This window comes from Klebsiella sp. JN_Kp126 (assembly GCF_033843325.1).
In the GTDB taxonomy this organism is placed as follows: domain Bacteria; phylum Pseudomonadota; class Gammaproteobacteria; order Enterobacterales; family Enterobacteriaceae; genus Klebsiella; species Klebsiella michiganensis.
This window is the reverse complement of record NZ_JAWXQV010000045.1, coordinates 129,040-155,032: the sequence shown is the minus strand read 5'-3', so window position 1 is coordinate 155,032 and position 25,993 is coordinate 129,040. Positions and strand designations below refer to the sequence as shown.

22 protein-coding genes are annotated in these 25,993 nt (G+C 59.5%); 13 read left to right on the top strand and 9 right to left on the bottom strand.

The window, feature by feature from the left end; translation table 11 throughout:
- The first annotated feature begins 351 nt into the window (after positions 1-351).
- The 8 genes from mdcA to mdcH all read left to right on the top strand — a co-directional run bounded on the left by mdcA (position 352) and on the right by mdcH (position 7,403).
- Positions 352-2,007 carry a malonate decarboxylase subunit alpha gene (mdcA, locus tag SIK97_RS05855; protein WP_004851289.1) on the top strand — a complete coding sequence of 552 codons (1,656 nt, stop codon included), beginning with the start codon at positions 352-354 and terminating at the stop codon, positions 2,005-2,007.
- Positions 2,007-2,849 carry a triphosphoribosyl-dephospho-CoA synthase gene (locus tag SIK97_RS05850; RefSeq protein WP_014838630.1) on the top strand — a complete coding sequence of 281 codons (843 nt, stop codon included), beginning with the start codon at positions 2,007-2,009 and terminating at the stop codon, positions 2,847-2,849. The genes mdcA and SIK97_RS05850 overlap by 1 nt, the downstream gene beginning before the upstream one ends.
- A 17-nt stretch (positions 2,850-2,866) precedes the next feature.
- A complete protein-coding gene (mdcC, locus tag SIK97_RS05845) occupies positions 2,867-3,166 on the top strand; it encodes a malonate decarboxylase acyl carrier protein (protein ID WP_004102520.1) in 300 nt (99 codons plus the stop codon).
- Positions 3,159-3,992 (top strand): biotin-independent malonate decarboxylase subunit beta, encoded by an 834-nt coding sequence (locus SIK97_RS05840; protein WP_032748983.1) that lies wholly within the window; start codon positions 3,159-3,161, stop codon positions 3,990-3,992. Before mdcC ends, SIK97_RS05840 begins: the two co-directional genes overlap by 8 nt.
- A complete protein-coding gene (mdcE, locus tag SIK97_RS05835; RefSeq protein WP_032748982.1) occupies positions 3,992-4,792 on the top strand; it encodes a biotin-independent malonate decarboxylase subunit gamma in 801 nt (266 codons plus the stop codon). The genes SIK97_RS05840 and mdcE overlap by 1 nt, the downstream gene beginning before the upstream one ends.
- 129 nt (positions 4,793-4,921) lie before the next feature.
- Entirely contained in the window at positions 4,922-5,881 is a 960-nt protein-coding gene (locus tag SIK97_RS05830) for an AEC family transporter (protein ID WP_004851304.1), read from the top strand.
- Positions 5,882-5,883: 2 nt separating this feature from the next.
- Entirely contained in the window at positions 5,884-6,504 is a 621-nt protein-coding gene (locus SIK97_RS05825) for a malonate decarboxylase holo-ACP synthase (RefSeq protein WP_032748980.1), read from the top strand.
- Positions 6,501-7,403: a malonate decarboxylase subunit epsilon gene (gene mdcH, locus SIK97_RS05820; protein WP_032748979.1), complete on the top strand. Its 903-nt coding sequence runs from the start codon at positions 6,501-6,503 to the stop codon at positions 7,401-7,403. Before SIK97_RS05825 ends, mdcH begins: the two co-directional genes overlap by 4 nt.
- On the opposite strand, the gene SIK97_RS05815 is transcribed toward mdcH, so the two are convergent.
- From SIK97_RS05815 to SIK97_RS05800, 4 genes are all read right to left on the bottom strand, one after another.
- Positions 7,393-8,319 (bottom strand): LysR substrate-binding domain-containing protein, encoded by a 927-nt coding sequence (locus tag SIK97_RS05815; RefSeq protein ID WP_014838635.1) that lies wholly within the window; start codon positions 8,317-8,319, stop codon positions 7,393-7,395. The genes mdcH and SIK97_RS05815 overlap by 11 nt on opposite strands.
- A gap of 215 nt (positions 8,320-8,534) precedes the next feature.
- On the bottom strand, positions 8,535-10,190 hold the full coding sequence (mqo, locus tag SIK97_RS05810) for a malate dehydrogenase (quinone) (RefSeq protein WP_057173486.1): 1,656 nt from the start codon (positions 10,188-10,190) through the stop codon (positions 8,535-8,537).
- Between the two features lie 299 nt (positions 10,191-10,489).
- Entirely contained in the window at positions 10,490-11,395 is a 906-nt protein-coding gene (locus SIK97_RS05805) for an N-acetylmuramic acid 6-phosphate etherase (RefSeq protein ID WP_032748975.1), read from the bottom strand.
- A 231-nt stretch (positions 11,396-11,626) separates the two neighbouring features.
- Positions 11,627-12,367 carry an SDR family oxidoreductase gene (locus SIK97_RS05800; RefSeq protein WP_049071517.1) on the bottom strand — a complete coding sequence of 247 codons (741 nt, stop codon included), beginning with the start codon at positions 12,365-12,367 and terminating at the stop codon, positions 11,627-11,629.
- 107 nt (positions 12,368-12,474) lie between these two features.
- On the opposite strand from SIK97_RS05800, the gene SIK97_RS05795 reads away from it, so the two are divergent.
- The 3 genes from SIK97_RS05795 to dcuR all read left to right on the top strand — a co-directional run bounded on the left by SIK97_RS05795 (position 12,475) and on the right by dcuR (position 15,808).
- Positions 12,475-13,398 (top strand): LysR family transcriptional regulator, encoded by a 924-nt coding sequence (locus SIK97_RS05795; RefSeq protein ID WP_057173485.1) that lies wholly within the window; start codon positions 12,475-12,477, stop codon positions 13,396-13,398.
- Positions 13,399-13,478: 80 nt separating this feature from the next.
- On the top strand, positions 13,479-15,092 hold the full coding sequence (locus tag SIK97_RS05790; RefSeq protein ID WP_032750118.1) for a sensor histidine kinase: 1,614 nt from the start codon (positions 13,479-13,481) through the stop codon (positions 15,090-15,092).
- Positions 15,089-15,808, top strand: a complete 720-nt coding sequence (gene dcuR, locus SIK97_RS05785; protein ID WP_004851320.1) for a two-component system response regulator DcuR — start codon at positions 15,089-15,091, stop codon at positions 15,806-15,808. Before SIK97_RS05790 ends, dcuR begins: the two co-directional genes overlap by 4 nt.
- Here dcuR and SIK97_RS05780 read toward each other — a convergent pair.
- Both SIK97_RS05780 and SIK97_RS05775 read right to left on the bottom strand, forming a co-directional pair.
- The gene (locus SIK97_RS05780) at positions 15,789-16,739 is read right to left on the bottom strand and encodes an FAD:protein FMN transferase (RefSeq protein WP_014838638.1); all 951 of its coding nucleotides are present in this window, start codon (positions 16,737-16,739) and stop codon (positions 15,789-15,791) included. The two genes, dcuR and SIK97_RS05780, sit on opposite strands and share 20 nt — an antisense overlap.
- A gap of 67 nt (positions 16,740-16,806) precedes the next feature.
- The gene (locus tag SIK97_RS05775) at positions 16,807-19,584 is read right to left on the bottom strand and encodes a flavocytochrome c (protein ID WP_025105802.1); all 2,778 of its coding nucleotides are present in this window, start codon (positions 19,582-19,584) and stop codon (positions 16,807-16,809) included.
- 627 nt (positions 19,585-20,211) lie between these two features.
- Here SIK97_RS05775 and SIK97_RS05770 point away from each other — a divergent pair.
- Positions 20,212-21,717, top strand: coding sequence for an anion permease (locus tag SIK97_RS05770; RefSeq protein ID WP_004851326.1), 1,506 nt, complete (start codon positions 20,212-20,214; stop codon positions 21,715-21,717).
- 52 nt (positions 21,718-21,769) lie between these two features.
- On the top strand, positions 21,770-23,425 hold the full coding sequence (fumA, locus tag SIK97_RS05765; RefSeq protein ID WP_032748969.1) for a class I fumarate hydratase FumA: 1,656 nt from the start codon (positions 21,770-21,772) through the stop codon (positions 23,423-23,425).
- Between the two features lie 80 nt (positions 23,426-23,505).
- On the opposite strand, the gene pcaC is transcribed toward fumA, so the two are convergent.
- The 3 genes from pcaC to SIK97_RS05750 are packed head-to-tail and all read right to left on the bottom strand — an operon-like array spanning position 23,506 to position 25,988.
- Positions 23,506-23,889, bottom strand: a complete 384-nt coding sequence (gene pcaC / locus SIK97_RS05760) for a 4-carboxymuconolactone decarboxylase (RefSeq protein WP_047723730.1) — start codon at positions 23,887-23,889, stop codon at positions 23,506-23,508.
- Positions 23,879-24,646, bottom strand: a complete 768-nt coding sequence (gene pcaD, locus SIK97_RS05755) for a 3-oxoadipate enol-lactonase (protein ID WP_047723729.1) — start codon at positions 24,644-24,646, stop codon at positions 23,879-23,881. Before pcaD ends, pcaC begins: the two co-directional genes overlap by 11 nt.
- A complete protein-coding gene (locus SIK97_RS05750) occupies positions 24,636-25,988 on the bottom strand; it encodes a 3-carboxy-cis,cis-muconate cycloisomerase (protein ID WP_048252281.1) in 1,353 nt (450 codons plus the stop codon). Before SIK97_RS05750 ends, pcaD begins: the two co-directional genes overlap by 11 nt.
- Positions 25,989-25,993 lie beyond the last annotated feature (5 nt).

The window sequence follows — 25,993 nt, the reverse complement described above, 5'->3', positions numbered from 1 at the left end:
GGGCAGGCGCTTTGCGCCGCCCCCGGGAGCAGAGCGCGGAGCCGCTGAACTTCCCGGAGGCGATGCGGCGCATCTGTCCGGGCTACCGGCCCGCAGACGCCCTTAACCCGTAGCCCGGCTAAACGCAGTGCGAGCCGGGAAGCCGTGCCAATGCCTCAACCCGGTACGTCCCCTGCTCGTAGACCAATCATTCGCAATCATTATTGATCGTCATCACATCTCTGCCCCGTCAATCATTACTCTTACGCTAACGATTCGCCATCGGCCTTAATTGATGCCCGCCACCTCGCGACGCACACTTACTTCCACACCAGGACAATCAAAACGATTCGTCGAATCAGGAGGTTAATAATGAGTGCCGAACAAACGACGGGACGCGTCTGGAACCGTCGCCGTACGGAAAAACAGCGGCGACTGACCGAGGCGAAGGTCTCGGGCAAAGTGATCCCCACCGACCAGCTGGTCGCCGTTCTTGAGCAGCTGCTGGCCCCCGGCGACCGGGTGGTGCTGGAAGGCAACAACCAGAAACAGGCTGATTTCCTCTCGCGGATGCTGGCGGAAGTTAACCCGCAAAAAATTCACGACCTGCATATGATTATGCCGAGCGTCGGGCGCAGCGAGCACCTGGACCTCTTCGAAAAAGGTATCGCCCGCAAGCTTGATTTCTCCTTCTCCGGTACCCAAAGCCTGCGTATTTCGCAGCTGCTGGAAGATGGCCTGCTGGAAATCGGCGCTATCCACACCTACATCGAGCTTTACTCTCGCCTGTACGTCGACCTGTCGCCAAACGTCGCGCTGATCGCCGGTTACAAAGCCGACCGCAAGGGCAACCTGTACACCGGGCCGAGCACCGAAGATACCCCGGCGCTGGTGGAAGCCGCCGCGTTCCATGACGGCATCGTTATTGCACAGGTTAACGAACTGGTCGATGACGAGTGCGATCTGCCGCGCGTGGATATCCCCGGTTCGTGGATTGACTACGTGGTCGTCGCGGATAAACCGTTCTTTATCGAGCCGCTGTTTACCCGCGATCCGCGTCTGATTAAGCAGGAACATATCCTGATGGCGATGATGGCGATTAAAGGCATCTACGCCGAGCATCAGGTGCAATCCCTGAACCACGGGATCGGCTTTAACACCGCCGCCATCGAACTGCTGCTGCCGACCTACGGCGAACAGCTCGGCCTGAAGGGCAAAATCTGTAAACACTGGACGCTGAACCCGCACCCCACCCTTATTCCGGCAATTGAAAGCGGTTGGGTCGAGAGCGTGCACTGCTTCGGCGGCGAGCTGGGAATGGAAGAGTACATTCGCGCGCGTCCGGATATCTTCTTCACCGGCGCCGACGGCTCCATGCGCTCCAACCGCGCGTTCTGCCAGCTGGCGGGACAGTATGCGGTAGATATGTTTATCGGCTCGACCTTACAGGTTGACGGCTACGCCAACTCCTCGACGGTGACCCGCGGCCGCCTCTCCGGCTTCGGCGGCGCGCCGAATATGGGCCACGACCCGCACGGTCGCCGCCACGCTACGCCGGCATGGCTCAACATGATCACCGAACCGGATCCGATGCAGCGCGGTAAAAAGCTGGTCGTTCAGATGGTGGAAACCTTCCAGGCGGGCGTGAAACCGACCTTCGTGGAAAAACTCGACGCCGTTGAGGTCGCCAAAACCTCCGGAATGCCGCTGGCGCCGGTGATGATTTACGGCGATGACGTCACCCACGTGCTGACCGAAGAAGGCATCGCCTATCTCTATCGGGCGGAAAGCCTGGAAGAGCGCCGGGCAATGGTGGCGGCCGTGGCCGGGATCACCGATATCGGGCTCGGCGTTGACGCCAAACGCGTGGCCGCACTGCGCCAAAGCGGCAAAGTCGTCTATCCGGAAGATATCGGTATCCGCCGCAGCGACGCCACCCGCTCTCTGCTCGCCGCCGGCAGCGTAGCCGATCTGGTGGAGTGGTCCGACGGTCTGTACAACCCACCGGCAAAATTCCGGAGCTGGTAATGAAAAAACTCTCTCCCCACGTTGCTGAAACCCGGGCCCGCTGGCTGGCCCAGACCGCCAGCGCCTGCCTGGTTGACGAAGCGCGACTCAGCCCCAAGCCGGGCCTGGTGGATAGCCGCGGCAACGGCGCGCATCAGGACCTGAACCTGGCCCTGATGGAGCGTTCGGCCCACAGCCTGCAGCCGACGTTTCACGCGCTGGCTCAGCAGAGCTGGCGGCGTCCGGCCGACGTTGCCCTGCGCGAAACCGTTGGTCGGCTTGGCCGCGAAGGCGAAGCGCGGATGATGCAGGCGACCGCCGGGGTCAATACCCATCGCGGCGCTATCTGGGCGCTGGGCCTGCTGGTCAGCGCGACGGCGATGCTCGGGGGGGAGGGTCAGGCACAGAGAATTACGGAAACCGCCGCCGCCCTGGCCCGTCTGCCGGACGCCTGCGCGCCAAAGACCTTCAGTAAAGGTCTGCGCGCCAGCCGCCGCTGGCAGGTTCCCGGCGCGCGGGAAGAAGCGCAGCGCGCTTTTCCGCACATCACCACCCTGGCGCTGCCGCAGCTATTGCGCAGTCGGGCCGCGGGAGCCAGCGAGGATCAGGCCCGGCTTGACGCGCTGATGGCGATTATGACCTCGCTTAGCGATACCTGCGTGCTCTCCCGCGCCGGAATGGCGGGCCTTGAGGCGATGCGGCAAGGCGCAGGCGAGGTGCTGGCGGCAGGAGGATGTGCGACAGCCAGGGGGCGCGCCGCGCTGGCGCGTCTCGACGTGCAGATGCTGGCGCAGAACGCCTCGCCGGGTGGCGCGGCGGATCTTCTTGCCGCCACCCTGTTTCTCGACCGGGTTTCCGCTTAACGCATTCAGAGGATGTTATGGAACAGATTAAATTGTCATTCCCTGCCAACCGCGCCCTCAGCGGCAAAGCGCTGGCAGGCGTTGTCGGCTCCGGCGATATGGAAGTGCTCTATACCGCCGGACAGAGCGATACGCTCAACGTCGAAATCACCACCTCCGTGGACAACAGCCAGGCGCGCTGGAACGCGCTGTTCGAACGACTGAGCCTGATTAACGGCCTGCCCGGCGGACAGCTGATCATCCACGATTTCGGCGCCACGCCCGGCGTCGCGCGGATCCGTATTGAACAGGTTTTTGAGGAGGTGGCTCATGCGTAACGATCGCAGCTTTATTGAACTCCGCGCCCGTGAACGCGCCCGCATCCTGCTGGATGACGGCAGATATCGCGAACTGCTGGATCCCTTTGACGGCATTATGTCCCCGTGGCTCGGCGCGCAGGGCATCGTCCCGCAGTCCGACGACGGTATGGTCGTCGCAAAAGGCACCATTAACGGCCAGCCGGCGGTAGTCATTGCCATCGAAGGTACCTTCCAGGGCGGCAGCATGGGCGAAGTCTCCGGCGCGAAAATGGCCGCCGCCCTTGAGCTGGCGGCGGAAGATAACCGCAACGGCATTCCTACCCAGGCGGTGCTGTGCCTGGAAACCGGCGGCGTGCGCCTGCAGGAAGCCAATCTGGGCCTTGCCGCCATCGCCGATATTCATGCCGCGATTGTCGACCTGCGCCGCTACACCCCGGTAATCGGCATTGTCGCCGGTACCGTCGGCTGCTTCGGCGGGATGTCCATCGCCGCGGCGCTGTGCAGCTACCTGATAGTCACCCGTGAAGCGCGTCTGGGCCTCAACGGACCGCAGGTTATTGAACAGGAAGCGGGGATTGAAGAGTACGACTCCCGCGACCGTCCGTTTATCTGGAGCATGACCGGCGGCGAAATTCGCTACGCCAGCGGTCTGGTGGATGCCCTGGTGGGCGATGGCATCAACGCGGTGAAAAGCGCAATGAACGAAGCCATTGCCAAAGGCGTGCCCGCGCAGCATCGCAGCGACAAATATGAAGATTTCCTGACCCGTTTGACCCATTTCGATACCCGCCTGCAGGCGGATACCGCTCAGATCAAACAGCTATTCGCCCGGGAGGAGAAATAATGAGCCAGTTCACAAACCGCGCCGCGCTGTGGCTAAACCAGCTGGCGCCGAACGCCCCGCTAATGACCGGTCTGTGCCCCTCGGTGCAGGTTGCCGATGCCGATTTTAACGGTGAAACCGCCCGTTTTATCGCCGTGGTGCCGGATGCTAATAACCATTATCCACGCGCCGCTCAGGGTGAAGTCGGCCTGCTCGAAGGCTGGACGCTGGCCAAAGTGGTCAACGAAACCATCGACGCCGATGCCGATAACGCGGTGAAGCGCCCGATTATCGCGGTTATCGATGTCCCCAGCCAGGCCTATGGCCGTCGCGAAGAAGCGTTCGGTATTCATCAGGCGCTGGCGGGCGCCGCGGGCGCCTACGCCAAGGCGCGGCTTGCCGGACATCCGGTGATTGGCCTGATCGTCGGCAAAGCGATGTCCGGGGCGTTTCTCGCCCATGGCTACCAGGCCAATCGTCTGATCGCCTTTAACGACGCCGGGGTACTGGTGCATGCGATGGGTAAAGAGTCCGCCGCGCGGATCACCCTGCGCACCGTTGAGGCGCTGGAGAAACTGGCGGCAACCATCCCTCCGATGGCCTATGACGTCAGCAACTACGCAACGCTCGGCCTGCTCTCCGCCCTGCTGGATATCAGCAATCCTGACGCGCCGGACGCCCGCGATCTGACGCTGGTCACCGACACCCTGCGCGACGCCATCGCTGACGCCCGCCGGGATGTCTCGCTGAAGTGCCGCCTTGGCGCGGAGAACCGCCGTAGTTCCCAACAGGTGCGCGATCGCATGCGCGCCAGCTGGTAGTCAGTCCCTAAGTAGAAGAAAACCTGCCGGAAGCGGCCGCCCGGGGCGCCATCGCGCGCCCCGGAAATAAACCGCTTTTAGAAATTATAACAATCGCGCCAGTACTCTATTTTCATTTACAGGTGATTTATGACTTATGTGATTATTCATGCCCTCGCGCCGATTTTTGTCATCATGCTGCTGGGCTTCTGGGCCGGCAAGGCCAAAATGGTCGATAACAAAAACGTCTCTTTACTCAACATCTTCGTGATGGACTTCGCCCTGCCCGCCACGCTGTTCAGCGCCACGGTGCAAACGCCGTGGAGCGGTATTGTCGCGCAATCGCCGCTGGTGCTGGTGCTGACCGGGGCGATGTGGATTACCTATGCGGCCATCTACTTCCTCGCGACCCGCGTCTTCAAGCGCTCGCCGCAGGATGCCGCCGTGCTGACCCTGACCGTCGCGCTGCCTAACTACGCCGCGCTTGGCCTGCCGATTCTGGGCAGCGTGCTCGGCGAAGGCGCCTCCACCTCCCTCTCCGTCGCCGTTTCCATCGCCTGCGGATCGGTACTGATGACGCCGTTCTGCCTGCTGATTCTGGAACGTGAAAAAGCGCTCGCCGCCGGAGAGAACAGCGGCTCGACGCTGGCAATGCTGCCGGTTCTGATGTGGCGTTCGGTGAAAAAACCGATTGTCTGGGGTCCGCTGCTGGGGGTCGTGCTTTCAGCCATCGGTATCAAAATGCCGGATCTGCTGCTCGCCTCTATCAAACCGCTGGGCCTGGCGGCGACCGCCGCCGCGCTGTTCCTGACCGGGGTGATTCTGTCGGCGCGTAAGCTGCAGCTCAATGCGCTGATTGCCACTTCCACTATTGTCAAACTGCTGGTGCAGCCGTTTATCGCCTGGGGTCTGGTGATGCTGCTGGGGCTGCACGGCTCTATCGCCATTACCGCCATTCTGATGATTGCGCTGGCGGCCGGTTTCTTTGGCGTGGTCTTCGGCAACCGCTTTGGCGTGCAGTCGCCGGATGCGGAAGCGGTGCTGCTGTTAAGCTCGGTTCTGTGTATTCTGTCGCTGCCGCTGTTTATCACCTTAACGTCAGGAATCTAACGATGTCATCAACGCCGCGTCCTCATGATTTAGTCTGGTTGAATAATGCCGCCGCGCTGGAGGCGATTGAGGAGTCCTGGGTCGCACAGTACTGGCGTATTAGCCTGCCGGTGGTGGTACGACGCGACGTTGATGCTAACGCCCGCATTCCGGTGGGCGTACGGGGGATGAAGCGCGATCAGCGGGCCGCAGGCTGGGTACAGAGGGAAAATATCGTCCGTACCGTCAGCCCGGAAACCCTCGCCGATCGCCAACAGCTCCTGCGCTCGCCGTTTGTCTCCCAGCCGCCGGTACAGGCGGCGATATCACTGACCTTACACCCCTGGCCGTGGCGCTGGGGCATTACCGGCAGCACCGGCTACGCGCTGGCCACCGAGATTCCGGTACTTCACGCCGCCAGCGATCTCGATCTGCTGATCCGCGCGCCGCAGCCGATCGCTCGCGAAGCGCTGCTCGCCTGGCAGTCCCGCGTCGCGCAGCTGCCCTGCCGGGCGGATACCCAGGTCGAAACGCCTGCAGGGGCTTTCGCGCTAAATGAGTGGCTGCGCGATGGCCGCGTCCTGCTGAAAACGTCCCGCGGCGCGCGCCTGACCGCTGCGCCGTGGAACAGGGAGGAAGCATGAAAATTCTCTTTACCTTTCCCGGTCAGGGAAACCAGCGGCCGGATATGCTCGCCGCGCTTCCCGACCGCCAGAATATCCTCGCTGAAGCGCGAACCGTGCTCGGCGATGAAGTAGACCATTTAGATACCGCCGCCGCGTTAAAACATACCCGTGCGGTGCAGCTGTGCCTGCTGATCGCAGGCACAGCCTGGGCGCGGGAGCTGCAGCGTCAGGGAGTAAATCCGGACATGGTCAGCGGCCTGTCGATAGGGGCTTTCCCGGCGGCGGTGATGGCCGGCGCGCTGGATTTCACCAACGCCCTGCGGCTGGTGGCGCTGCGCGGCGATTTAATGGAGCAGGCTTATCCTCACGGCTACGGGCTGACGGCGATTATGGGCCTGACGCTCGACCGCGTGGAAAAGCTGATTGCCGACAGCGACCTCTATATTGCCAACCTGAACGCGGAAACGCAGATTGTCATTGCCGGGAGCGACGACGAGATGGCCCGCGTGGCCCGGCTGGCGCTGGCGGCTGGCGCCGGTAAAGCACAGCGGCTGGCGGTCAGCGTCCCTTCCCACTGCGCGCTGCTGGATGAACCGGCGGCTAAGCTGGCAAAGGCGTTCACTGACGTCACGCTGCAGCGCCCGCGCTGCGCCTATCTAAGCGGCTCCACGGCGCGCGTTTTATGGGACCCGTTAAGCATTGCCGACGATTTGGCGCGGAATATGGCGCGAACCGTGCGCTGGCAGGAAGCGATGATCGCCGCTGACGAACGGGACGCGCGGCTGGCGATCGAGATGCCGCCCGGCGGCGTGCTGACCTGTCTCACCCGCCAGGCGGGCTGGCAGGGGGAGTGTATTGCGCTGGAGCGCAGCGGTATCGACGTTGCCCGTCACCTGGCGAACCGGCTTAACGGCTGAGGCTGCGGGCGTACATCCGCCCTTCTGCCGCCAGCGCCAGCAGGTCGGCGTCGCGCTCGCGATGGTGTGAGTAGACAATGGAGATCAGCTGGCGCATCTGATACGGCTCCGCCAGCTTCAGCAGCTGTACGTCGTTTTCATACACCTTTTTCATTCGTCCCGGCAGCAGCGCAAAGCCTACGCCCGCCTGCACCAGGCTAATCATCGAAAAGATATCGTTAACCCGGGTGACGATTTCAGGCTCGAATCCGGCCACCTGGAAGGCGTCCTGAAATCCGGCATAGGTGGCAAACCCTTCCGCCAGCGAAACAAACTTGCGCCTGGCGTAATCGCGCAGCTCGGCGGGAGCGGTGGTTTCCAGCTGTTCCGTCGCCGGGGCGGCGAGGAAGATATCGTCCTCAAACAGCGGGACCACATCAAAAGCCGAATTATTGAATTCACCTTCGTTGGTGGCGATCAGGATCGCATCAAGCGCGTCATCTTCCAGCATATCCAGCAGCATCTGATTGGAGCCCATGGTGAGATCCAGCTCCAGCTCCGGCCGACGCAGCTTCATGCCCATAATAATGCGCGGCACGGTTTCAAGGGTCAGGGAGTAAAGCGTGCCGATGCGCAGCCGGCCCTGCCCGACGCCGGCTACTTTACGCGTCGCTTCCAGGCCGCGGGTCATCAGGCTCATGACGTCCTGGCAGTACTCCAGCAGCGTCCACGCCGCCGGGAGCGGCAGCAGGTTGCGCCCTTTATGAATAAACAGCGGGCAGCCAACGCCCTCTTCCAGCGTATGCAGCGCCCGGTGAACGCTGACGCCGCTCAGCTGCATGGCCTCAGCGGTTCTGGCGATATTGCCCTTAGCCATAAACATCATAAATACCGACAGCTTGCGGAAGGTGATGTCCTGATTAATGTCGTCTTTCATTGCCCTGGGCTCCGCGTTTCGGTCTTCATTAGCATTTTCTTTCGTGATTTCAAGACAGTATAACCACAATTAATGAATGAAGGATTAGCCGGAAGGGGGATATCAGCGCGGGGGGAGAGATTAGATCAATGTCACGTTTTCGCCGGGGCAGCGAAGAGAGGCCAGTAGGCCCGGTGAGGCGTCAGCCGCCACCGGGCAATGTCAACGACGTGGGCTTACAGCGCCATATCGTGCTGCGGCGACGTTTCCGCCTTCGGCTCCGCCGGTTTGGCGGTCATCACCGGCGCGGTGGCGTTCATTTCAATCACCGGCGGTTTGGTCAACTGCAGCGCCGCCGCGGTATCATCCCAAACCTGCTGGGTCAGCGCGACGTTACCGTTCAGCTTCTGGCCGTAGCTCGGGACGATATCGTGAATACGGCGCTGCCATTCCGCTGAATGAAACTGCTCAGGGAACATCTGCTTAAGAACGTTCAGGGTAATCGGCGCGGCGGTAGAAGCCCCCGGCGAAGCGCCCAGCAGCGCGGAGATAGTTTTCTGCTGGTCAACCACCACTTCGGTACCCAGCTTCAGTACGCCGCCCTTCTCCGCATCTTTTTTGATGATCTGCACGCGCTGACCGGCCTGGATCAGCTTCCAGTCCTCTTTACGCGCGCCAGGGTAATACTCTTTCAGCGCCGCAAAACGGTCGTCGTCGCTCAGCATCACCTGGCTGATGAGGTATTTCACCAGATCGAAGTTGTCCAGACCTACGTGGGTCATCGGCAGGACGTTATCGGTGGTGGTGGTGCTCAGCAGGTCGAAGAACGAACCGTTTTTCAGGAATTTCGTCGAGAAGGTGGCGAATGGCCCAAACAGCACCACGCGCTTGCCGTCGAGGAAACGGGCATCAAGATGCGGGACCGACATCGGCGGTGCGCCTACAGAGGCCTGACCGTAAACTTTTTGCTGGTGCGCATTGGTCACCGCCGGGTTTTCGGTCATCAGGAAAGAGCCGCCTACCGGGAAACCCGCATAGTTATCCGCTTCCGGAATACCGGTTTTTTGCAGTAATTTCAGCGCGCCGCCGCCGGCGCCGATAAATACGTATTTCGCATCGATCGCCTGCTCTTCACCGCTATTAACGTTTTTAATCGTCACGTGCCAGGAATTATCGGTATTGCGTTTAAAATCGGTGACTTCTGAAGAGGTCTGCAGCGTGAAGTTATTATTTTTCTTCAGGCTACCGATCAGCTGGCGGGTTATTTCCCCATAGTTAACGTCGGTACCCACCGGAGTCCAGGTTGCCGCAACGCGCTGCTGCGGATCGCGCCCTTCCATCACCAGCGGCGCCCACTGTTTTATTTGCGCGTGATCGGTGGAGAATTTCATCCCCTGGAATAAGGTCGTTTGCTGCAGCGCGGCGTAGCGTTTTTGCAGATAATCAACGTTATCTCCCCAGACGAAACTCATGTGCGGCGTGGAGTTAATAAAAGAGTGCGGATCGTGCAAAATGCCGCGTTTGACCTGCGCCGTCCAGAACTGGCGGGAGATCATAAACTGTTCGTTAATATCCAGCGCTTTGCTGACGTCGATGGTGCCGTCCGGGCGTTCCGGCGTATAGTTCAGCTCCATATTCGCGGAGTGCCCGGTACCGGCGTTGTTCCAGCCGTTAGAGGACTCCAGCGCGACGCCATCCAGCTTCTCAACCATCACCTGTTTCCAGTCCGGCTGTAATTCCTGCAGCCAGGTCCCCAGCGACGCGCTCATAATACCGCCGCCAATCAGCAGGAAATCAGTTTTTTTCGAGGTATCGTCATTTGCGAAGGTCGCCGAGCTGACGAACATCGCTAATGCGGTCATAGATATAATCGTATTTTTAATTGCAGGCATAATAGAAATATCACATAGCACAAGTGTAATAAGAGCGTGCATATTAACGCACTTTTACTTTATTTTAAAATATCATTTACACATTCGCACACATAGCTAATTATTGTTAACCTGGTTTTTTAACTTAAAAAAGTAAATACCTCTCCAGCAGCAATAAATACGCCTTGCGATCGCCATTTTCAGAAGGGGAATTAAACCCGGTAAGCGGATGAAGAGTATGGAATAACGATGCTGTGTATGACCAGATTATTTTGCGTCATCCGGCGCGTATTGTGGAAATACGCGCCGTCGGGTTAAGTTCAGGCAACCGTCTGCGCCGCGCGTAGCGCAATCCGCAGATGATCGTTATGCTCTGCCAGCAGCTCGCGCGCCTGCCAGGCATCCAGCCCGCTGAGGAGCATGAGTATTGCCGTCCGGCAGTGCTGATTGCAGCTGGCCAGCGCGGCTTTGGCCTCGCTGCGCGAGCACCCCGTCGCCGCCATCACGATCGCTATCTGCCGCTCGGCCTCGTGCGGCGTATTGGCCTGCAGATCGACGCGCAGGTTTTCATAGACCCGTCCTTCGCGAATCGCCAGCCCGGTGGTCAGCATCGTCAGGATCTGCCGCTGCGCAATGCGCGCTTTCGGATTCCCGAAACCCGCCACCGCTTCCGGCCCGGTTTGCGGGGCGATAATGATATCCGCCAGCTGCGCGGCTTCACTGGTGGGCTGCTGCGTCACAACCGCAATCGGCGCCCCCAGCGACCAGGCGTGGCGCATCGCGCCCCAGACCCACGGCGTTTTGCCGCTAACCGTCAGCGCCAGCAGCATATCCTGGTTGCTGAATCGCAGAGCCTCAAGTTCGAAAGCTCCAAGATCGTAATGACTCGCGGCGGTTTCCATCTCCTGCCGCGCGGCGGTCGCTCCTCCGGCGATAAGGGCGACAAGCGAATGTTTTCCCTCCGGGGTAAATTCATTCACCGCCTGCGCGGCGGCTTGACCCGATGCCCCGGCCCCCACAATCACCAGCCGCCCTCCCCGGCTGAGCGTCGCCGTCGCGTTATCCATCAGGTGCGCGATCGCCGGCAAACAGGCCTCAACGGCATCGGCAATCCGCTTATCATCCTTATGCAGCAGCGTCAGCATATCGAGGGTGGCAAGACTATCAATATGGGTGGTTTCAGGGTGGCGTCGTTCCATCATTGAAGCGGTTGGCTTACTGCTCATAAAAACCTCCATTTAAACGCGAAAGAACCTTCCGGGACGAAAGCGCAGGCCTGAGGCAAACCCTTTCATTGACCATGGCTATTAATGGCAGTGTAAAGCTTAAGCGACGCGCTTTACCGCCACCGGAGTCACAGTTTTCATCCCCCTGAAGCCATTCAGCTGCCGATTGGTCGTTATCCAACCAGCGGCGCGTTCGGCGCGCCGAGGTTGCGAGGCGAGGCCAATGCGCTATTAGCGCAACGTCAGCCCGCCATCCACGACATACTGGCTACCGCTCACGAAGGACGCCGCGTCGGAAAGCAGAAACAGCGCCACATCAGCCGCTTCAGCCGCCGTCCCCTGGCGGTGAAGCGCCAGGCGGCTCACCACCGAGGCTTCAAATTCGCGGCGCACCTCGTCGCGCATAAAATGGCGAAATGGGGTGTCAATCGGGCCGGGAACCAGCGCGTTAACGCGGATATTTCGTTCCCCTAACGCCGCGGCCCAGCAGCGGGTTAACGAAATCAGCGCGCCTTTAGTCGCCGAATAGAGGCTTGCCGCCGCGGCCCCTTCATAAGCGGAAGTGGACGCCGTCACCACCACCGAGGCTCCCGCATTAAGCTTTCCGGCGAGCGCCGCCATCTGGAGAACCGGCCCGCGCACGTTGGTCGCCATCATGCGATCAAAGGCCGCGGCATCCACCTGCGACAGCTCCCCAACCGCTGCGTATCCGGCGTTGAGCCAGAGGCCATCAAGCCCGCCGGATGAATCAATCGCCTCGGCCAGCGCCGCGCCGGTCAGCGGATCGCTGGCATCATTGTCAATGACCCGCGCCCGATCCGAGAGCTGCCGGCGAAGAGACGCCAGCCGTCTGGGATCGCGCCCGGTGGCGATCACCCAACCGCCTTCGCTATCGATGCGCTTTGCCCCGGCAAGCCCGATTCCGCTTGTCGCACCGGTGATAAGAACTCTTTTTGCGCTAAATCTCGCCATGGTCATTGCCCCTCTCTGCGTAATCACATTTATCAGGATGGTAACCAGCGGAGAACTGTTTGATAATACCAGTATTATCAACAAGACTGTTTGGGGTAATAGCCATAATGCGCGGAAGTGATTTTGCTGAATTAAAAGCCTTCGCGATGGTGGTTGAGCAAGGCAGTTTTACCCGGGCGGCGGCGCATCTCGGCGTCACGACCTCCACCTTAAGCGCAACCATCCGTCGTCTCGAGGAGCGCATCGGCGTACGTTTATTGCACCGGACAACGCGCAGCGTCGCGCCGAGCGAGGCCGGCCAGCGCATGATGCAGCGGCTGGCTCCTGCGCTGGCGGCGCTGGAAGACGCGGTTACCGATGCCCGGACGGCCAGCGCGCCCGCGGGCCGCCTGCGCCTCAATGTGTCGCGCATCGCCGCGATTCATTATCTGGCGCCGCTGCTGGGCGGATTTATGCAACGCTATCCCAACATTGAGCTGGATATTGTTACCGACGATGCTTTAGTCGATATCGTTTCTTCCGGTTTTGACGCCGGAATTCGTCTCGGTGAAAAGCTCCATCAGGATATGGTTGCCGTCAGGCTGAGCGGCGACCTTGAAATGAAAGTCGTCGCCTCTCCGCACTATCTGGCGCAAGCGCCGCAGCCGCGAAAGCCGCAGGATTTGCTGCAGCACCCCTGTCTGACTTATCGCAGGCCCAGCGACGGCAGCGTTTATCGTTGGGAGTTTCAGCGCGACGGCGAACGCTACGAGATTGCGGTCAAAGGGCCGATCGTCGTCGATGAACCGGCCATGCTCACGCCGTTAGCCCTCAAGGGTACCGGTATTGCCTATCAGTTTGCCCATCAGGTCGATCCCTGGCTGGAGACAGGCCAGCTAGTCCAGCTATTGAAAGAGTGGACCCCGGCATTTCCCGGGTTTTACGTTTACTACCCCAGCCGTAAGCAGATGGCATCGCCGCTGCGGGCGTTTATTGACTATCTGCTGGCCGTCGGCGGCAAATCGCCTCCGCCAGAATTGCCGTCTGGCTGATTTTGCTTTTATTACGCGGCTTTATGTAAACCGCGCATTCAGCGATAATACGCCTCTATCCGTTTTCTCCTGGGGTCGGTATGAATGAATTCGCGCAGCAGCCCGCGCGTAAACGCGCAATGAGCATGAAGCTGAGCACCGCCGTGACCTTAATGATCGGCAGCGTCATCGGTTCAGTACTGATTCTGGTCTATGCCCTGTGGTTTATGCAGATTAGCGGCGCCACCCGCGACGGCGTGAAAGATACGGCGCTGGCGGTGGCGCGGACGCTGGCCGACACCCCGGAAGTCAAGCGCGGCCTGACGCTGCCGCCGGACAGCGGCATTATTCAGCCGCTGGCGCTGGCCGTCACCCGGCGCAATGGCCTGCTGTTTGCCGTCGTCACCAATATGGACGGCATTCGCTACTCGCATCCCAATAGCCAGATTATCGGCAAACCTTTTATCGGCGATGACATCCGGCCCACGCTGGCGGGCAAAGAGAACGTTGCCGTCAACCACGGCGTGCTGGCTCCGGCGCTGCGCGTCTTCACCCCGGTGTTTGACGATAGCCGCCGGCAAATCGGCGTGGTGGCGATTGGCATTTCGCTGAGCAAAGTCGATACGCAGATCGCCGCCAGCCGCTGGGATGTGATTCTGACCGTGCTGTTCAGCGCGCTCGTGTGCGCCGTCGGTACATGGAGCCTGGTTCGCGGCCTGAAGCGCGTCCTGCTGGGCCTTGAGCCGCAGGAGATCTCAACGCAGTTCCAGCAGCGCCAGGCGATGCTGCACTCATTAAAAGAGGGCGTCGTGGCGGTGGATACGGACGGCAAGGTGACGCTGATTAACCCCGCCGCGCGCGACATTCTGTTTAACGGCCCCGGGAACGATATCGCGCAAACGCCGCTGCTGGCGGATTTGCAGGAAGTGCTGCAAACCGGCGAGCCGATTTACGATCGGGAGCTGGGCTGTAACGGTCTGCTGCTGATCAGCAACACGGTCCCCGTCCGCGACGAGGATGACGTGGTCGGCGCCATCAGCACCTTCCGTGACAAAACCGAAGTCAGCCAGCTGCTGCAGCGGCTTGACGGGATGGTAAACTATGTGGACGCCCTGCGTACCACCTCGCATGAATTTATGAATAAGCTGCACGTGATCCTCGGCCTGTTGAATATGAAAAGCTACGATAAGCTGGAAGAGTACGTGCTGCAGACCGCCCACACCTATCAGGCGGATATCGGCGAAATCCAGCACCGGATTAAATCACCGGTAGTGGCAGGCTTTTTGATCGGTAAAATTCAGCGCGCTAAGGAGCGGGGTTTTACCCTCACTCTCGCCGATGAGAGCCTGGTGCCGGACTGCCCGAATGAAAAACAGGTCACCGTACTGGTTACGGTTCTGGGTAATTTAATCGAGAACGCGCTGGATGCCATGAGCGGCCAGGCCGAAGGCGAAGTCGGCCTGCTGCTGCATTACCAGAACGGCTGGTTAAGCGGCGAAGTCAGCGATGATGGTCCCGGTATCCCGGAAGCGTTTATCGATGATATTTTTAATAAAGGCTTCTCCACCAAAGGCGAAAACCGCGGCGTCGGGCTGTTTCTCGCCAGCCAGCAGCTTCGCGAACTGGGCGGATCGCTGGCCGTGGAATCCGAACCCGGCGTATTTACTCAATTTTTTGTTCATCTCCCGTGGGACAGTAAAAGGAAAAGTGCGTGATAAATGTATTAATTGTTGACGATGATGCCATGGTTGCCGAACTGAACCGCCTGTACGTGGGACGGGTCAGCGGCTTCCGCTGCAGCGGCACGGCGTCTACGTTGAGTAAAGCCAGGGAGATGATTAACGACAAGGATCTGGAGATAGACCTGGTGCTGCTGGATGTCTATATGCAGCAGGACAGCGGTCTGGATCTGCTGCCCGCCATTCGCGCGTCCGGACGGGCCATCGACGTGATTATGATTACTTCCGCCGCGGATGCCGCGACGGTTCAGGCCTCGATGCGCTACGGCGTGGTGGACTATCTGATCAAACCCTTCCAGTTTCCACGGTTTGAAGAGGCGCTCACCGCCTGGCGCGAAAAGCGTAAGCTGATGACCGGTCAACCCTATTATGAACAAGCGGATGTCGACCGGCTGCTGCACGGCGGTGTACCGGAAGCCGCTGACGCCCGCAAGTTGCCGAAAGGCCTGACGCCCCAGACGCTGCGCACCCTCTGTCAGTGGATTGATGCCCATCCGGACGTGGAGTTCTCCACCGACGAGCTGGCGGCAGCGGTAAATATATCCCGGGTTTCGTGCCGCAAATACCTGATTTGGCTGGCGCAAATTAATATTTTGTACACCAGTATCCACTACGGCGCCACGGGACGTCCGGTGTACCGCTACCACCTGATAGCGGAACAGTACGGCCTGCTTAAGCAGTACAGCCAGTAAGCCGGTAGCCGTCATCCAGCAGCTGAAAGCGGAAACGACGCTGTGAAGAGAGGATAACGTCGCGATTTTTAGTGACGAAAATCGCTTCGATATCCTCGCGCTGGCGCAGCGCCGCGCAGCCTTTCTCTACGCCAAGACCGTAGATCAGGGTGGTCCAGATATCACCGTCCAGCGAGTCGGCGGAAATAATCGTTACGCTCTCCAGCTCGTTATCCAGCGGGTAGCCGCTGCGCGGGTCGAGAATATGGTGCCAGCGTTTGCCGTCCTGCTCGAAGTAGCGTTCGTAAATGCCCGAGGTCACCACCGATTGCCCCGCCACCGCAATGCTGCCAATCAGCGCATCCGCCGCTGAGTACGGTTTTTTCAGCCCGATTGACCATTCGCCCAGGGTATGGACATTGCCGCCGAGATTAATCAGCGCGGCGTTCACGCCCTGCTGCCGCAAATAGTCGCGCACCCGGTCGGCGATATAGCCTTTCGCGATGGCGCCAAGATCGATCTCCATTCCCGTCCGCGCAAGGTAGACGCTGCTGGCGGCGTCATCGAGGATCACATCCTGCGCACGCGTTAACGTCAGGCGAGCGGCAATATCCTGCGGGGCGGGCACGCTCTGGCCCTGAAAACCAACGCGCCACAGCTTCACCAGCGGGCCGATCGCCAGGTTAAACGCGCTATCCCGCACCATGCTGGCGGCTTTGGCGCATTTAATCAGCGCATACACCGGGCGGCTCACCGTCACCGGATGGCGCCCGGCGGCATGGTTGATATCCATCACCTGGGAGTGCGCGCGGTTAACGGTGAAAAGATCTTCATAGCCTTTAATCAGCTGAAAGACGCGGGAGGCGAGCGGTTCATCATGAACGTAGAGCTTGAGGAGAATGGGCGAACCCATCAGTACGGCGGAGTAGCTGTAGACGCGGTTGTCGGACATATCGCACTCCTCAGAGAGATAAGAAGCCGGGCCGTCTATTTGCCAGCCCGGCGGGTGTCGCTGACGTTTAACCTCTGGCGCGTTTCGCCGCCTGATGGCCCGCGAGGGTCCCGAAGATAATGATATCGGCCACCGCGTTACCGCCGATACGGTTACCGCCGTGAATGCCGCCAACCACTTCGCCCGCGGCAAACGCGCCCGCAATCACCTGATGACCGGCATTCAGCACCGCGGTATCGGTGTTAATGGTCACGCCGCCCATCGTGTGGTGAACCCCCGGGGCGATACGAATCGCATGGTAAGGGCCTTCATTGATCGGCGCACGCAGCGCGGTGGTACGACCAAAGTCATCGTCATGCTGTTTTTCAACAAAGCCGTTGTAGCGTTCCAGCGTATTGAGAAAAGCATGGTAATCCATCCCCAGTTTCTCCGCCAGCTGACGCGGCGAGCTGGCGCTGGTGACGAAACCTTTAGCGATGTACTCATCGGCGGCTTTGTTTTTCGCCCGGACGTGCTCGTCAAAGACGATATAGGCGAAGTGCTCAGGCAGCGCGATAATCGCGGCGGAAACCTTATCGCGGGTCTCCATTTCGTTGAAGAAGCGGTTGCCCTGCGGGTTCACCAGTATCGCCCCGCCGCCGCGAATCGACTCGGAAATCAGGTACGAGGTTTGCTGCTCGACGGTCGGGTGAATCTGAATTTCACCCATATCCACGGTGCCCGCGCCGATGCGTTCAAGCAGCGCGATACCGCCGCCGGTCGCCCCTTTATGGTTGGTAGTCACAAAGCCCGCCAGATCCGGGCGGTATTTCACCACCATCGCGCTGTTGGCGCTGAAGCCGCCGGTAGCCACCACGATGCTCTTCGTCTGTACCACTACGGATTCGTTTTCATCGGTGAGCAGGCGCACGCCGCTCACCTCATCGTCGGTCATCAGGATCTCTTCCACCGACGTATCCAGCAGGACATCGATACCGCGTTTGGTGATGTTACGCACCAGGCCGCTGATCAGGTAGCCGCCGACCGCCGACCCGTCGCGCGGACGGTGGGTGCGGTCGATGCTCATCCCGCCGGTAGTGGTGATATCGTTAAGCATAATACCGCGACGCGCCAGCCACTCAATGGCCTCCGGCGCATTCTCCACGAAGCGGCGCAGCAGCTGCGGGTCGTTTTTGTTCTTACCGCCTTTCAGCGTTTCCTGGTAAAACAGCTCTTTGCTGTCTTCAATACCTTTCACGCGCTGGAAGCGGGTCTCTGCGGCGTTCATCCCGGCAGAAGCTTTAATGGTGTTACCGCCGATGGTCGGCATTTTTTCAACGATCAGAACGCTCGCACCTTCATCGTGTGCCTGAATCGCGGCCGCCAGACCGGCTCCGCCGCTGCCGACCACCACCACATCGTAGCTTTTCGGCGCCGCATCGCCCGCGCCCTCTTCGGCGGCCAGCGCTTTACTGGACTTCAGCATCGCTTTGGAAACCGCCTTTTTCACCGCTTCGCTCTGGCTGGTTGCGCCGGAAATCGCATCCACGTGCGGGGTGTTGGCGCTGAGGATCCGCTCGCGGATCTCTTCAAAGCTGGTGGTGAACTCGACGGTCTGTACCGGGCTTGCCGCCAGTGCGATATCGGCAATGCGGTCGTTTTCCAGGCTGACGTTGATCACCAGCTCGTTAGCGTCGTCCTGAACGGTTTCGACGAACATCCCCGGTTTGAATTTGGCGTCGCCCATGCTCATATCGCGGATCATCGCCTCCACCAGCGAGAAGCGCCACAGCGGTTCCGGGATGTTCAGCGCTTCGCGCTGGGTGCTGTCAATAAACAGCTCCAGATCTTCGCCAGCGGCAATGCGCGCCGTCCAGTCAGGATACGCGATACAGGCGCGGCCCACCGCCATCAGGTCGTAGCCGTGATCCAGACCCTGCTCGGCATCGGCCGCGTTCACTACCCCGCCCACGCCCATCACCGGCACCTGAGCCAGGGTTTCAGAGCGCATGGCGCAATATTTTTCAATCAGCGGCGTGGGATCGGTGGTATCGACAATCGAGGGGCGCAGCGTGGCGCCAACCGAGAAGTGGAGATAGTCGACGCCGCGGGCGGCCAGCTTTTCCAGCAGATACATGGTGTCAGCAAAACGGATACCGGGGACTTCCATCTCTTCCGGGGAGAACCGGTAGCCGATAATAAAGGCATCGTCGGCGTACTGGCGGGCCATTTTGTGGGTGATGTCCAGTACCGCCAGCGGGAATTTCGCGCGATTATCGCGGCTGCCGCCCCATTCATCGTCGCGCTGGTTAGAGTTTGGCGAATAAAACTGCTGGATGAGATAGGTGTTCGCGCCGTGAATTTCGACGCCGTCGAAACCGGCCTGAATGGCGCGGCGTACGCCTTCGCCAAACTTCGCGATCATGCCCTCGACTTCAGCGCCGCTCAGCGCGCGGGGGGTTGCTGCGCCATCGCGCGGCGCGGCAATCGCGCTCGGGGCCACCGGCTGGCGTCCGCCGATAAGCTGCGGGTCGACCATCCGGCCGCCGTGGTAGATCTGCAGAATCGCTTTTGACCCTTCCGCCTTGATAGCGGCGGCAATTTTCGCCAGGCCAGCCACTTTTTCATCATTATCGATACCGATGGCGCCGGGGAACGCCAGACCGTAGTCATCAATAAAGCAGCATTCAACGATAATGGTGCCGATACTGCCTGCGCGAGCGCGGTAGTACTCAACCAGTTCGCTGGTCACGGTACCGTCAAAATAACCGGTGCAGGTGGTCATCGGCGCCATTAACAGGCGGTTTTTAAGCTCAGTACCGTTCGGTAAAGTAAAAGGACGCAAAATTCGTGGATGACTGGTCATAATGACGCTCCAGATTTTAAATATTGAAAATTGAGAATTGGGTGACGGAATTGTTTTTGTTTGTATTTGGTAATCCCTTAAGTCATGCCAATAATATAGCGCTTTTTTTAGTTACCAAAATAATTACGTTAGTTAAAAAACTATTTAATACCAACAATAACACCGATACCTCCTTTGTATTATTAATTAAATATAATTCGTTCACATAATGGATATAACCAATAACAAATCTGAAACCATTTTTAACATGCATCGCCAGGAAGACACCAAAATAAAATGATAAAATTCAACAATATAAATAAATCATCAGTTCATGGAATCATTCGTGATTTAACATTAAGCCAAATTTCAGACAAATAAACACCTCACTAAACAGGGTTATCCGTAATAATAAAAAAGTGGCTAACAACCCGCTTTTTTTGATCTAAATCAATTGCAACGGCGCATGAAAGCGCAATATATAAATAACCCAATATTTTAATTTAACGCCCAACGAAGAGCTTTAAATAACGGTCAGCGCAATAACCAAAATCGACAATTAATAATTAAAGAAACTTTTGCAACTAAAGAAATCGAACGGTTAAGCGATGACCAAACCCTATTTTTAACTACTTGCAGATACTCATTATGAAAGAGAAAAAGACAACCATACCGCCTGCCGGTGCAGCAACAAATGCTGCTTATAAACGTCTGCTGATGATGGCGATGCCCATTATCGTTGCCGTCTTACTCTTATTCGTCCCGGTGCCCGACGGCCTTCCCCCTTACGCCTGGCACTACTTTGCCATTTTTGTCGGCGTGATCGTCGGTCTGATCTTCGAACCGCTGCCCGGCGCGGTCATCGGTATTACCGGCGTGGTGGTGATTGCGCTGTGCAGCCAGTGGCTGCTGTTCAGCCCTGAACAGCTGGCCGCGCCAGGGTTCAAGCTTGCCGGCGCCTCCTTTAAATGGGCGGTGAGCGGTTTCGGTAACTCCACCGTCTGGCTTATCTTCGGCGCCTTTATGTTTGCCGCCGGCTACGATAAGACCCAGTTTGGCCGCCGTCTGGCGCTGATCCTGGTGAAGTATCTCGGCCGCCGCAGCCTGACGCTGGGCTACGCCATTACCTTCGCCGACCTGCTGCTGGCGCCGTTTACCCCCTCCAACACCGCGCGCAGCGGGGGGACTATCTACCCGATTATCGCTAACCTGCCGCCGCTGTACGGCTCTAAGCCCAACGACCCGAGCGCGCGCCGTATCGGCTCCTACCTGATGTGGGTGGCCATTACCGCCGCCTGTATCACCAGCTCGATGTTTCTCTCCGCACTGGCGCCGAACCTGCTGGCGCTGGCGCTGGTGAAAAGCATCGTCGGCATTAATATCTCCTGGGGCACCTGGTTTATCGCCTTCCTGCCGCTGGGTATCCTGCTGATTCTGGCAATGCCGCTGCTGGCCTACTGGTTCTACCCGCCGGAAGTGAAAGTCAACGATGAAGTGCCGCTGTGGGCCGCCCGCGAGCTGGAAAAACTTGGCCGCCTGTCGCGCAATGAAATTCTGCTGCTGGTCTTCGTCTGCTTTGCGCTGATGATGTGGATCTTCGCCGCCGAATGGATTGAACCGGCGCTGGCTGCCCTGCTGGTTATCGTGCTGATGCTGTGGACCGGCGTACTTTCGTGGAACGATATCACCAGCAACAAAGCGGCGTGGAATACCTTTGCCTGGTTCGCGACCCTGGTGGCGCTGGCCGACGGCCTCTCCTCCACCGGTTTTATCGCCTGGCTGGGTAAAGAAGGCGGCGCGCTGATGAGCGGCATCTCCCCGGGCGTCGCAACCGTCGTCCTGCTGCTGGCGTTCTATCTGCTGCACTATCTGTTCGCCAGCACCACCGCGCACACCACCGCGCTGCTGCCGGCCATGCTGACTATCGCCTCCACCATTCCGGGGATGAATATGCAGGTGTTCGTACTGCTGATGGTGACCTCGCTCGGCGTGATGGGGATTATCACCCCCTACGGTACCGGCCCCAGCCCAATCTACTACGGCAGCGGCTATCTGCCGACCAAAGACTACTGGCGTCTCGGCACCATTTTCGGCGCCATCTTCCTGGCCGCCCTGCTGCTGATTGGCTATCCGTGGATGTCCATGATGTTCTGATTCATAACCGTCGGGCCGAACCCCGGCGGTTTTACTCTTAGGGAGCAAAGCAATGTCGACTAAACCATTTGTCTATCAGGAAGCCTTTCCGCTAGCAAAAGATAAGACTGAATACTATCTGCTGAGCAAAGAGCACGTGTCCGTGGCCGAATTTGAAGGCCAGGAGATCCTCAAAGTAGACCCTCAGGCCCTCACCCTTCTGGCACAGCAGGCCCTCCACGATGCGGCGTTTATGCTGCGCGTTTCCCACCAAAAACAGGTCGCGCAGATCCTTCTCGACCCTGAAGCCAGCGATAACGATAAGTACGTGGCGCTGCAGTTCCTGCGCAACTCTGAAATCGCGGCTAAAGGCGTGCTGCCCACCTGCCAGGATACCGGCACGGCGATTATTATGGGTAAGAAAGGCCAGCGCGTGTGGACCGGCGGCGGTGATGAAGCGGCCCTCGCCCGCGGCGTCTATAACACCTATACCGAGGATAACCTGCGCTATTCGCAGAACGCCGCGCTGGATATGTACAAAGAGGTCAATACCGGGACTAACCTGCCTGCGCAAATCGACCTCTACAGCGTCGACGGCGATGAATATAAATTCCTCTGTATGGCCAAAGGGGGCGGCTCGGCCAACAAAACCTATCTGTATCAGGAAACCAAAGCGTTAATCACTCCGGCGAAGCTGAAAAACTATCTCGTTGAGAAGATGCGCACGCTCGGTACCGCCGCCTGCCCGCCGTACCATATCGCCTTTGTGATTGGCGGTACCTCGGCAGAAGCGACGCTAAAAACGGTGAAGCTGGCCTCTACCCACTATTACGACGAACTGCCGACCGAAGGCAACGAACACGGCCAGGCCTTCCGCGATATTCAGCTGGAGCAGGAACTGCTGGTGGAGGCGCAAAACCTCGGTCTCGGCGCGCAGTTCGGCGGCAAATACTTCGCCCACGATATCCGCGTCATCCGCCTGCCGCGCCACGGCGCCTCCTGCCCGGTGGGCATGGGCGTCTCCTGTTCGGCTGATCGCAATATCAAAGCCAAAATCAACCGCCACGGTATCTGGATTGAGAAACTGGAGAGCAACCCGGGTCAGTATATTCCCGAACATCTGCGCCAGCAGGGCGAAGGCAAGGTCGTCAGCATCGATCTTAATCAGCCGATGAGCGAGATTCTGGCCCAGCTTTCCGCCCATCCGGTCTCGACGCGTCTGACGCTCAACGGCACCATTATTGTGGCCCGCGATATCGCCCACGCGAAGCTGAAAGAGCTTATCGATAACGGTGAGGAACTGCCGCAGTACGTCAAAGATCACCCGATCTACTACGCCGGCCCGGCGAAAACCCCGGAAGGCTATGCGTCCGGCTCCCTTGGCCCCACCACCGCAGGCCGCATGGACTCTTACGTCGACCTGCTGCAATCCCACGGCGCAAGCATGGTGATGCTGGCCAAAGGCAACCGCAGCCAGCAGGTCACCGATGCCTGTCACAAGCACGGCGGTTTTTACCTCGGCAGCATCGGCGGTCCGGCGGCGGTGCTGGCGCAGCAGAGCATCAAGAGCCTGGAGTGCGTGGCCTATCCTGAACTGGGGATGGAAGCCATCTGGAAAATCGAAGTGGAAAACTTCCCGGCGTTTATTCTGGTGGATGACAAAGGCAATGACTTCTTCCAGCAGATCCAGAATAAGCAGTGCGCAGGCTGTTCGCAGCAAAGAGGATGATATTACCCGCCCCTGGCGGCGGGTAACCGTCGAAGGCCGTCGCATGACGGCCTGAGATGAGCGACAAACCTGCCTGGCGGCTATACGGCATCCATCTCTTCAAATACCTGCTGCGCCAGATGCATCGTGGCGTTGGCGGCGGGCAGACCGCAGTAGAGCGCGGAGTGCATAATCAGCTCTTTCAGCTCATCGCGGGTGACGCCGTTATTAAACGCCGCGCGCAGATGCATTTTCAGCTCTGCTTCGCGGTTCAGCGCAATCAGCATGGCGATAGTGATCATGCTGCGGGTATGATGATCGAGCCCCGGCCGGGTCCAGGTCTCTCCCCAGGCGTAGCGGGTAATAAAATCCTGGAACGCTTCATTCAGCGGCGTCAGCTTTTCCAGCGTCTTATCGACGTGAGCATCGCCGAGCACCTTCCGCCGGACCTCCATTCCCCGCTGATACCGCTGTTTATCGTCCATGCTTTTCCCCCTGAACAAAACCCAGCAGCGCCGAGCTGAACGCCTGCGGCGCTTCGATATTCGATAAATGCGAAGCCGCCAGCACGACGACTTCAGAGACCGGGATCTGCTGATGCAGGAAGTTGGCGTCCGCCACCGTTGTGACAGGGTCACTTTCTCCGGCGACGATCAGCACCGGAATCGCGATCTGCGCGACCTCTCCACGCAGATCGGCGGCGGCCAGCGCTTCGCAGCAGGCCGCATAGCCTTCAGCATCGATATGGGTCAGCTGGTGACACAATGCTTCCACCACTTCCGGCGTCTTCTGGCGAAATGCGTGGGTAAACCAGCGGTCCGCGGCGCCTGCGGCGACTACTTCCATCCCTTCCTGACGCACCGTGCGGGCACGCGACAGCCAGCCGGCCTGGTCGCCAATACGCGCAGCGGTGTTGGCAACGACCAGCCCGTGAAAACGTTCAGGGGCAAAGCGCCCCAGCCACAGGCCGGTCAGGCCGCCCATTGAAATCCCGCAGAACCAGGCTTTAGCGATATTAAGATGATCGAGCAGCGCAATCACATCTTCGCCGAGCTGCGCCAGCGTCACTTTACCGTTTTTACGGGTGGCGCCATGGCCGTGGGTATCGTAGCGCAGCACGCGAAAATGCTGCGTTAACGCCTCAAGCTGCGGCTGCCACATCGCCCGGGTAGTGCCCAGCGAGTTAGAGAGAACGATGACCGGCGCGTCTTGCGGCCCATCTATCTGATAATCAACATTCATAACGTTGCTCCTTATAGCGCGCCACAACCTGGCGCACGAAGAGTGCTGAGCTGCCGGTCGCCGTTGTCGGGTCCAGCAGTTGGGTTAAGCGGCTGGCGGAGAGATGCTCGCTCACCAGCGGATCGGTTTCCAGCACGCTTAACAGCGAACGTGACGCATCCAGCGCCTGGCGACACAGCGCCTCAACCCGGTGATGAGCCTCGGCTTTGCCGACAAACTCCGCCAGCGCCAGGGTGACGGCCTCGGCCATAATCAGGCCATGGGTGATATCGAGGTCGGCGCGCATCTTATGCGGGAAGACCTGCATGTCGCGGACCAGCGCTTCGCTCTGCGCCAGCGCGCCGCCGACGAGGGTTATCAGCTCCGGCAGCGTTTCCCACTCCGCCTGCCAGCCGCCCAGCGCCCGCTCGTGCTGCTGGATCTGCCCGGCATAGAGCGTTGCCACCAGTCCGGGCGTACGCTGGGCGGCGGTCAAAATAGCGGCGCAGGAGATGGGATTGCGTTTGTGCGGCATGGTAGACGATCCGCCGCGTCCTTCGGCGACCGGTTCACCCACCTCTGCAACCTCGGTTTGCATCAGCAGAGAAAAATCATTGGCGAATTTACCCAGCGTGCCGCAGACGCCCGCGTACCATGCCCCCACCTCCAGCAGCCGGTCGCGCTGGCTGTGCCACGGCGCGTCCGGAAGCTGCAGGTCGAGGGTTTTCGCCAGCGCGCCGGCGATCCGCGGCGCCTGCGTTTTAAGGGAATCGAGGGTGCCCGCCGCGCCGCCAAACTGCAGCGCCAGCACCCTTGAGCGCATCTCTCGCAGACGCACCTGCCAGCGCAGCAGCGCATCCAGCGTCCCGGCCAGTTTCAGACCGAAGGTGACCGGCAGCGCATGCTGCATCCAGGTACGCCCGGGCATCACCGTATCCTGATAGCGCGCCGCCTGATGGGCTAACGCGTCGAGCAGTTGCTGCAGCAGGGAGTCCGTTTCCGCCAGCGCGCCGCGCAGTTGCAGGATAAAGCCGGTGTCGATAGCATCCTGGCTGGTCGCCCCCCAGTGTACGTAGCGCGCCGCCGCGTCATCCCGTTGTTTAACCCGCGCGGTCAGCTGTTTGACCAGCGGGATCGCCAGATTCCCGGCGCTGGCGGCGGCCTGCCCCAGCGCGGAGAAGTCGATGTTTTCGTACCGGCAACTCTCAATAATGGGATTAAGCGCCGCCTGCGGCACGAGGCCGCATTCGACCTGAGCGCGAGCCAGCGCGGCTTCAAAATCCAGCATCCCCTGTACCCGCTGCGCATCGCTGAACCAGGCGGTCAGCGGACTGGTGCGCATCATCGGGGTCAACAAACTCATTATGG

Coding starts and splice junctions, on each gene's coding strand:
- mdcA (WP_004851289.1), top strand. CDS start 352: ATGAGTGCCGAACAAACGACGGGACGCGTCTGGAACCGTCGCCGTACG.
- SIK97_RS05850 (WP_014838630.1), top strand. CDS start 2,007: ATGAAAAAACTCTCTCCCCACGTTGCTGAAACCCGGGCCCGCTGGCTG.
- mdcC (WP_004102520.1), top strand. CDS start 2,867: ATGGAACAGATTAAATTGTCATTCCCTGCCAACCGCGCCCTCAGCGGC.
- SIK97_RS05840 (WP_032748983.1), top strand. CDS start 3,159: ATGCGTAACGATCGCAGCTTTATTGAACTCCGCGCCCGTGAACGCGCC.
- mdcE (WP_032748982.1), top strand. CDS start 3,992: ATGAGCCAGTTCACAAACCGCGCCGCGCTGTGGCTAAACCAGCTGGCG.
- SIK97_RS05830 (WP_004851304.1), top strand. CDS start 4,922: ATGACTTATGTGATTATTCATGCCCTCGCGCCGATTTTTGTCATCATG.
- SIK97_RS05825 (WP_032748980.1), top strand. CDS start 5,884: ATGTCATCAACGCCGCGTCCTCATGATTTAGTCTGGTTGAATAATGCC.
- mdcH (WP_032748979.1), top strand. CDS start 6,501: ATGAAAATTCTCTTTACCTTTCCCGGTCAGGGAAACCAGCGGCCGGAT.
- SIK97_RS05815 (WP_014838635.1), bottom strand. CDS start 8,319: ATGAAAGACGACATTAATCAGGACATCACCTTCCGCAAGCTGTCGGTA.
- mqo (WP_057173486.1), bottom strand. CDS start 10,190: ATGCCTGCAATTAAAAATACGATTATATCTATGACCGCATTAGCGATG.
- SIK97_RS05805 (WP_032748975.1), bottom strand. CDS start 11,395: ATGAGCAGTAAGCCAACCGCTTCAATGATGGAACGACGCCACCCTGAA.
- SIK97_RS05800 (WP_049071517.1), bottom strand. CDS start 12,367: ATGGCGAGATTTAGCGCAAAAAGAGTTCTTATCACCGGTGCGACAAGC.
- SIK97_RS05795 (WP_057173485.1), top strand. CDS start 12,475: ATGCGCGGAAGTGATTTTGCTGAATTAAAAGCCTTCGCGATGGTGGTT.
- SIK97_RS05790 (WP_032750118.1), top strand. CDS start 13,479: ATGAATGAATTCGCGCAGCAGCCCGCGCGTAAACGCGCAATGAGCATG.
- SIK97_RS05780 (WP_014838638.1), bottom strand. CDS start 16,739: ATGTCCGACAACCGCGTCTACAGCTACTCCGCCGTACTGATGGGTTCG.
- SIK97_RS05775 (WP_025105802.1), bottom strand. CDS start 19,584: ATGACCAGTCATCCACGAATTTTGCGTCCTTTTACTTTACCGAACGGT.
- SIK97_RS05770 (WP_004851326.1), top strand. CDS start 20,212: ATGAAAGAGAAAAAGACAACCATACCGCCTGCCGGTGCAGCAACAAAT.
- fumA (WP_032748969.1), top strand. CDS start 21,770: ATGTCGACTAAACCATTTGTCTATCAGGAAGCCTTTCCGCTAGCAAAA.
- pcaC (WP_047723730.1), bottom strand. CDS start 23,889: ATGGACGATAAACAGCGGTATCAGCGGGGAATGGAGGTCCGGCGGAAG.
- pcaD (WP_047723729.1), bottom strand. CDS start 24,646: ATGAATGTTGATTATCAGATAGATGGGCCGCAAGACGCGCCGGTCATC.
- SIK97_RS05750 (WP_048252281.1), bottom strand. CDS start 25,988: ATGAGTTTGTTGACCCCGATGATGCGCACCAGTCCGCTGACCGCCTGG.